At 42.7% G+C, this 7,060-nt stretch carries 10 protein-coding genes; 6 read left to right on the forward strand and 4 right to left on the reverse strand.

Going from position 1 to position 7,060, the window contains the following annotated elements; genetic code table 11:
- The 4 genes from glcT to LD39_RS12185 all read left to right on the forward strand — a co-directional run.
- Positions 1-842, forward strand: an 842-nt coding sequence (gene glcT / locus LD39_RS12170) for a glucose PTS transporter transcription antiterminator GlcT (RefSeq protein WP_035546899.1), incomplete at its 5' end; no start/stop codon positions are given.
- 253 nt (positions 843-1,095) lie between these two features.
- Positions 1,096-3,132, forward strand: a complete 2,037-nt coding sequence (gene ptsG, locus LD39_RS12175) for a glucose-specific PTS transporter subunit IIBC (protein ID WP_035546902.1) — start codon at positions 1,096-1,098, stop codon at positions 3,130-3,132.
- Between the two features lie 16 nt (positions 3,133-3,148).
- Positions 3,149-3,415, forward strand: a complete 267-nt coding sequence (locus LD39_RS12180) for a phosphocarrier protein HPr (RefSeq protein ID WP_035546904.1) — start codon at positions 3,149-3,151, stop codon at positions 3,413-3,415.
- Between the two features lie 341 nt (positions 3,416-3,756).
- Positions 3,757-3,954 (forward strand): hypothetical protein, encoded by a 198-nt coding sequence (locus LD39_RS12185; RefSeq protein WP_035546907.1) that lies wholly within the window; start codon positions 3,757-3,759, stop codon positions 3,952-3,954.
- Positions 3,955-4,022: 68 nt separating this feature from the next.
- On the opposite strand, the gene LD39_RS12190 is transcribed toward LD39_RS12185, so the two are convergent.
- The gene (locus LD39_RS12190; RefSeq protein WP_035546910.1) at positions 4,023-4,682 is read right to left on the reverse strand and encodes an SDR family oxidoreductase; all 660 of its coding nucleotides are present in this window, start codon (positions 4,680-4,682) and stop codon (positions 4,023-4,025) included.
- A 110-nt stretch (positions 4,683-4,792) separates the two neighbouring features.
- Between LD39_RS12190 and LD39_RS12195 the strand changes: the two genes are divergently transcribed.
- Positions 4,793-5,131, forward strand: coding sequence for a YfhH family protein (locus tag LD39_RS12195; protein WP_035546914.1), 339 nt, complete (start codon positions 4,793-4,795; stop codon positions 5,129-5,131).
- A 31-nt stretch (positions 5,132-5,162) separates the two neighbouring features.
- Here the strand turns inward: LD39_RS12195 and LD39_RS22670 are convergent, their stop codons facing one another.
- Both LD39_RS22670 and sspK read right to left on the reverse strand, forming a co-directional pair.
- Positions 5,163-5,309, reverse strand: a complete 147-nt coding sequence (locus LD39_RS22670; RefSeq protein WP_156112634.1) for a YpzG family protein — start codon at positions 5,307-5,309, stop codon at positions 5,163-5,165.
- Positions 5,299-5,475, reverse strand: coding sequence for a small acid-soluble spore protein K (gene sspK / locus LD39_RS22185; RefSeq protein ID WP_081988434.1), 177 nt, complete (start codon positions 5,473-5,475; stop codon positions 5,299-5,301). The genes LD39_RS22670 and sspK overlap by 11 nt, the downstream gene beginning before the upstream one ends.
- Positions 5,476-5,585: 110 nt before the next feature.
- Here sspK and LD39_RS12200 point away from each other — a divergent pair, with 110 nt between their 5' ends.
- Positions 5,586-5,852: a YfhJ family protein gene (locus tag LD39_RS12200; RefSeq protein WP_035546917.1), complete on the forward strand. Its 267-nt coding sequence runs from the start codon at positions 5,586-5,588 to the stop codon at positions 5,850-5,852.
- 53 nt (positions 5,853-5,905) lie between these two features.
- On the opposite strand, the gene LD39_RS12205 is transcribed toward LD39_RS12200, so the two are convergent.
- A complete protein-coding gene (locus LD39_RS12205; protein ID WP_035546919.1) occupies positions 5,906-6,913 on the reverse strand; it encodes a metal-dependent hydrolase in 1,008 nt (335 codons plus the stop codon).
- Positions 6,914-7,060: the final 147 nt, after the last annotated feature.

Here is a 7,060-nt window from a genome sequence, read left to right on the forward strand (position 1 = left end):
TGAAGCAGCAAGTAAAAATAAAAAAAGTCTTGAATAACAATGTCGTCATTGCCGAGCACCCTTCCTATGAAGAAGTGGTGTTAATTGGCAAGGGGATTGGCTTTAACAGAAAGAGTGAAGATGAAATCTCTTTTGATAAAGCAGACAAAACTTTTTTGTTAAGTAATGAAAAAGAAAAAGAGCAATATGTCAATCTCTTGCCTTACGTTGATGAGCGACTGATCGATTTCATGAATGACATCCTCGTTCATATCGAAACGAGAATGGGGCAGGAATTAAACCAGCATATCCACGTTGCTTTGACGGACCACTTGGCTTTCGCCATCAACCGCGCAAAGAAAAATATGCAGTTCTCAAATCCGTTCTTACCGGAAATTGAGTCTCTCTATCCGAAAGAGTATCAGATCGCCATGGAAGTCGTGACAATGATCTACGACGAAATGGGTATTCAATTCCCTGAAGGGGAAGTAGGATTCATCGCTCTTCATATCCATAGTGCCGTTACTGATAAAACGTTAAGAGAAATCAACCGCCATAATCAGTTGATAACAAAGCTTGTGTCTCTTGTTGAAGAAACAATGGACTTTAAAATCGATAAAAATAGTGTCGATTATCATCGTTTGGTTCAACATTTACACCGGGCGATCGATCGCGTGTATCAATCAGAAAGTGTCGGAGATGAAATAAAACTCGCAAACATGTTGAAACAGGAATATCCTGTGTGCTATAATTTAGCATGGAAGTTAATCAAAGTGATGCAAAGACAGTTAAATAAGCCAGTGGATGAGTCTGAAGTGATCTACTTAACGATTCATTTGCAGCGACTAACCCATAAATCTTAACCAGTACGTGTTACTGATTCGATCAGGCATGAGTATTGGAAGGTTGAACGGTTATCATAAGGGGTGAAGTGTACCTTTTGATAGCTGATTGATCTTCTATACTCATGCCTTTTTTCATGCTCTTATTTCTTTAGTCAAGCGTCTTCGAGGGGCGCTTCCATTTACCAGTAAAATGAAAACGTTTTATTTTTCTGAAAATTGGTTGAGATTAGGGATTACACTGTTTTGCACACAATTAAAAGGAGGAAAACACATGTTCAAAAATGCTTTTGGTACTTTGCAAAAAGTCGGTAAAGCGCTAATGACTCCGGTCGCTCTTCTACCTGCTGCTGGTATTTTGCTAGCGTTCGGTACAAGCTTTGCTCAGGACAATTTTGTCGATAAAGTACCTTTCTTCGGAACACCATGGGTTCAAACATTGCTAGAAGTAATGGCTGAAGCCGGTGGTATTGTATTTGCTAACTTGCCGTTACTATTTGCGGTGGGTGTAGCCATTGGACTTGCGAAAGGTGACGGTGTAGCAGGACTTGCAGCCATCATCGGTTACTTAATTATGAACGTAGTTATGGGGGTACTTGGAAATGTTACTCCTGAAATGACTTCAGATCCAGCTTACGCTGAGGTGCTCGGTATTCCGACCCTCCAGACCGGGGTATTCGGCGGTATCATCGTCGGTATATTAGCGGCGTCGCTGTACAACCGGTACTTCAATATTGAATTGCCGCAGTTCTTAGGATTCTTTGCTGGTAAACGTTTCGTACCAATTATCACAGCCTTTACATCCCTGTTCCTTGGTATCCTTATGCTGTGGGTATGGCCGTTCGCACAGAATGGACTAAATGCTCTTTCTCACTTGATGCTTGAAGGAAACCAGACGATTTCTGCGTTCTTCTTCGGTGTAATCGAACGTTCATTGATTCCATTTGGTCTGCACCACATTTTCTATTCTCCGTTCTGGTTTGAGTTCGGTTCATACACGAACGCGGCAGGAGAAATTGTCCGTGGTGACCAAACGATCTTCTTTGAACAATTGAAAGACGGCGTAGAATTCACTGCTGGTACATTTATGGTTGGTAAGTTCCCATTCATGATGTTCGGACTTCCAGCTGCAGCACTAGCTATTTATCACACGGCAAAACCTGAACGTAAGAAAGTCGTAGGCGGTATCATGTTATCTGCTGCTTTAACTTCTTTCTTGACTGGTATTACTGAGCCAATCGAATTCTCATTCCTATTCGTAGCTCCAGTACTATTCGGTATTCACGCTGTATTTGCTGGTTTCTCCTTCATGATCATGGAGATTCTTGGTGTTAAAATCGGACAAACCTTCTCAGGTGGTCTCATTGACTTCATCCTGTTCGGTGTTCTTCCTAACCGTACAGACTGGTGGTGGGTCATTATCGTAGGTCTTGTCTTCTCTGTGGTTTACTACTTTGGTTTCCGTTGGGCAATCCTTAAGTTCAACTTGGCAACACCTGGTCGAGAAGATGAGGCAGAAGATTCTGATGACGACGGAGAAGTCGGCGATCTTCCATTTGAAATCTTAGAAGCTATGGGTGGTAAAGAGAACATCAGCCACTTGGATGCATGTATCACAAGACTGCGTGTATCGGTTAATGATAAAGAAAACGTTAATAAAAACCGTCTGAAAAAACTTGGGGCATCTGGTGTCATGGAAGTCGGAAACAACATCCAAGCGATTTTCGGACCTGTATCTGATACCCTTCGCGGCCAGATGCAAGATATTATCGATGGAAAAACTCCTCGTTCCCGTGAGGACGTAGCTGAAATCAAGAATGATACGAAAGCTGCTGAAGCTCCTGTCACAAAAGGTGAATTGAAGTTCGTAAGCCCAATCAAAGGTAAAGTACTTCCAATTACAGAAGTTCCTGACCAAGTTTTCTCTGGTAAAATGATGGGCGATGGCTTTGCAATTGAGCCCGAAGATGGTAAGATAGTTTCGCCGGTAAACGGTAAAGTGTTGAATATCTTCCCTACGAAGCATGCGATCGGTCTTGAAGCCGAAAATGGAATGGAAATTCTTATCCATATCGGTATCGATACCGTTGGCTTGAAAGGGGAAGGATTTACAGCTATGATTTCTGAAGGGGACGAAGTGAAACAAGGACAAGCCTTGATGGAAGTAGATCTTGATTTTGTTAAAGAGAACGCGCCTTCTATAGTGACTCCGATCGTATTCACGAACCTTGAAGAAGGCCAAGCTGTCAACGTTAAAGCTTCTGGTAAAGTTAATCACAACGACCCAGATATAATTGAAATTACGAAATAAAAGGAGAGAATTCGTTATGGCAGAACAAACAATGAAAATCACTGCAGCTGACGGCGTACACGCTCGTCCAGCAACTGCACTTGTACAAGTAGCAGGAAAATATCAATCTGAGGTTAACCTTGAGTATAAAGGGAAATCCGTTAACATGAAGTCCATCATGGGTGTAATGTCTCTTGGAATTCCAAACGGCGCTGAAATTAAGTTCACTGCTGAAGGTTCTGACGAAGAAGAAGCTGTTCAAGCGATTGTAGCTAAAGCTAAAGAAGAAAATCTTGGTGAGTAATTCACCCTAAAGAAAAGCCGGTCATTACGACCGGCTTTTTTTGTTGGTGGTGGGATAGTGGTATCAGCGGGATATTGGAGTGGTACCAGGTACTGAGATAGGAAAGCGGGGTACCTGGTACCCAAACTGGAAAGAAGGGTGCCAGGTACGCCAATACACCTTCATGGTACCTGACACCAAAAGTGTCAAAGTGGTATCTGGTACCGTCAGGAGAGAAGAGGGTACCAGGTACTCAGATTGCGGAAAGTGGTACCTGACACCAGAAAGAGGAAAACCAATACCTGACACCATGAAACCTGACCCTGATCTTGATCGTATAATCAAGTAAGGAGGCATTTACGATGGATTGGATTCCTTATATTGTTGTTCCTCTCGTAGTAGGGACAGTCGTTATGATTAAGATTAAAGATGTGAGAAAGAAACGTAACAACCCGCCACGGAAATGGGAGGGAGAGCCGGCTTCAGCCAATGAGCAGCGGTGGCATGATGCGGAGAAAGAAGGGGCTCGCCGAGCTGTTTCTGGTGGTGGAGATATGTAAAAAAAAGGAGTCCGAGGTGGACTCCTTTTCTAATGATTATTCAGCGTAAGAGGCAGGTACTTTGACTATTAACGATCTACAAAAATTTCTTCTCTTCCGTCATCTTCATTATAAATTTGTTTAGCAACAACTTCTGGCCCCTTCAGCTTCTCAGGGTTTGAGACATGATCTGTTTCGCTCCAGAATGGAGTGTTCATGCCGCCCATATAGACGGCGGTTGCAGTAATGTTTTCTTCTTCCCACTCTTTATGGAGACTTGCGGTAAAACCTTTCACAGCGAATTTACTCGCGCAATAGACGCTTTCATTTTTCTTGCCGCGCAGCCCTGCAGTGGAAATGATGTTCAACACACGGCCTTCTGTCTCTTTAAGCTTTGGATAAGCCATCTGAGTAGCAAGGATTGTACCTTTTACATTCGTGTGTAGCATCTTATCAATATCCTCAGCCGCATAACTCGATAGTTCTCCGAATATGCCTATGCCTGCATTATTGATCAAAACATTTAGTGAATCGATTTGACGGAGCGCTTCTTTAATGGAAGACGGTTCTGTGACATCACAAATCAAGACTTCCGCTTTACCGCCATTCCTTTTTATTTCCTCTTGAACAACTAATAAGTTCTTTTCAGTTCTACCTGATAAGAAGACTGTGTGTCCGTTCTCTGCGTATTGGTGAGCTAGAGCTCGTCCGAGTCCGGTTCCTGCTCCTGTAATCCATACATTACCCATATTCATCCGCTCCTTGTCCTGTATCTTGATAGTTACCATATTCATTGTGCAGAAACCCTGATAAAATGTAAAGAAAGGCAGGATTGCTATTTATTTTTAGGAGGAAAATGATGGAACGTCGATATAGTGAATATACGTATGAAGAATTAAGGCAAGAAGTTGCAAAGCTTACCGAGAAGGCACGTAAAGCCGAACAAATGGGCATGGTGAACGAGTACGCTGTATATGAGAGAAAAATCATCATGGCAAAATCCTATATGATGAATCCCGGAGATTATGGAGCTGGTGAAACGTATGAGATCGAAGGGGACCCAGCTCATACGTTTTATATCCAGTATATGAATGGAGTTTTCGCCTGGGGATATCGTCAGAATCAGCAACACGAAAAAGTGACGGAAGCAAAGGAAGAAGCCCTTCCTATTTCCATGTTAGGACAGCAAGTAAAATAGCTGTGCGCGAAGATTCGCACACAGCTTTTCATTAATAGTGATTCTTTTTCGCTTGGACTTCGGTGATTTTGTCTGCCTGCGTTGGCTCAGTTTCACCGTTCACTCTTTTGCTTAAATGCTTCGCACCACGGCGAGCTTTAAAAGGGTTAGCTCTGTTGTTAAAGCTTTTATTTCCCACGGTGATACCTCCCAACCTGGTTGATATCACGTTCGCGGGACTTAGCCGCTCTTTCTTGAGGTTTACTATTGATTTTCCCATCCGGTCTTAGAGCCAAATATTCGCTCTGGTCTGCAGGCGCATGGGACATCTTTATATTCGGGAAATCTTTTGCTTTGTTTCGCATGGAAAACCCTCCTCACGTCTCTTTGATGAGACAAGGTTAGTTTGTGTATTTCCGGTGAATTTATGTGATACAATGCCTATGTAATGATTGGCAGACATGAGGTGACAGCAATGAACGAAATTTATGAACGATTAGCCGAACGTTTATATGAGAAAAATGGAAACCTGACCATTGACGAGGCCCGGACATGGGTCGAACTTCTTTGGGAAGATTTTGAAACAACACGAGCGAAAGCTGGCTATGACTATAAAGGCAAACAAATGACAGAACAAATTGTTATCCAATGGATTGAGCATTATGGTCCGAAATTGCATGAGTTCGTAGCGACCAATCCTAAATATAAAGAAATGTTGAAGAAAAAAGGTCATTTTCATTAAAAGAATAAGCCGTGTTGCTGTGGAAGCAACACGGCTTATTATTTGAGATTGGACTAACTTTCCGATTCAGCCACAGGACTCAGTTTATTTTGGAGCTTCTCTTCCGTGAATACCCAACCGGTGTAGGAGTTCAGGATTTTCAGTTCATTTTCTCCATGTTCGTCATCGATCTGAGCTACAGCTACGAAAGGATATCGTCCTTGGGATCGATAGCGTAAATCGATGAACCTGACTTCGGTGTATTCGTCAAAGTAACTCATTTCATATCGATAGACTGGAGAAAAGGATAGAAAAGCTTTAATATTATGATCGGTTAGAGCTTTTTGAACGACAGGGTCTTCGTAATCAATCGGTTTATTAATAAATTCATCTAGGATGGTCAGGTGACCGTTCTCAGCTCGACCTACGTAATAGTTCGTCGGAGTTGTAATCGCGATTTTCCATATGTTCTGCTGGATCGTGGGTGAAGTGGCGATCTGTTCGACATCTTCGAAATGCTCGTGAATCAAGCGTACGAGCTCACGCTTATCGAAATATCGTTTAATGTAATACAAGGCGATAACAAAATAGATCAATAGCCACATCCACCCAGGAGAAGCTCCTAAGTTCCAGGCGACAATCCCTGCGATATGGAGCGCAAAAATATATGGATCGAATGTATTAATGAATCCGTATGCCACCCAGCGGTTCGTAAACGGGCGGTAAGCTTGAGTTCCGTAAGCATTAAAAATATCAACGAAAACATGTAAGATGACCGCTAAGAACGTCCATAACCATAGGTGCAGAAAACTGACCTCTGGAGAGAGTAAGAAAATTAGGCTTGGGATGCTTATGCCCCAAATGAATACAGCGGGTACGGAATGCGTAATTCCTCTGTGATTTCGGATATAAACAGCGTTGTTTTTCAGTTTAAGGACGGTGTCACAGTCTGGTGCCTGCGAGCCGACTATGGTACCGACTAAAACAGCATTGAATAATGCTGGGTCCGCTTGAACAGCGGGGTCAAGAGTAGCGAGGCCGCCGAGTGCAACCCCCATGACGACGTGTGTGCCAGTATCCATGTTTTATTCCTCCTTTGGCCAGACCGTACAATAGTAGTTTATCATGAAGGATGATTTTGCATGAAAAAAAAAGAGCAAGTTGAACAAATTTTACAAGGATTTAATCCACAGTTATTCAGAGAGCGTCTGATTGACTGGTTTCAAAAG

Origin of the sequence: Halobacillus sp. BBL2006 (assembly GCF_000786645.1) — a bacterium.
GTDB lineage: Bacteria > Bacillota > Bacilli > Bacillales > Halobacillaceae > Halobacillus.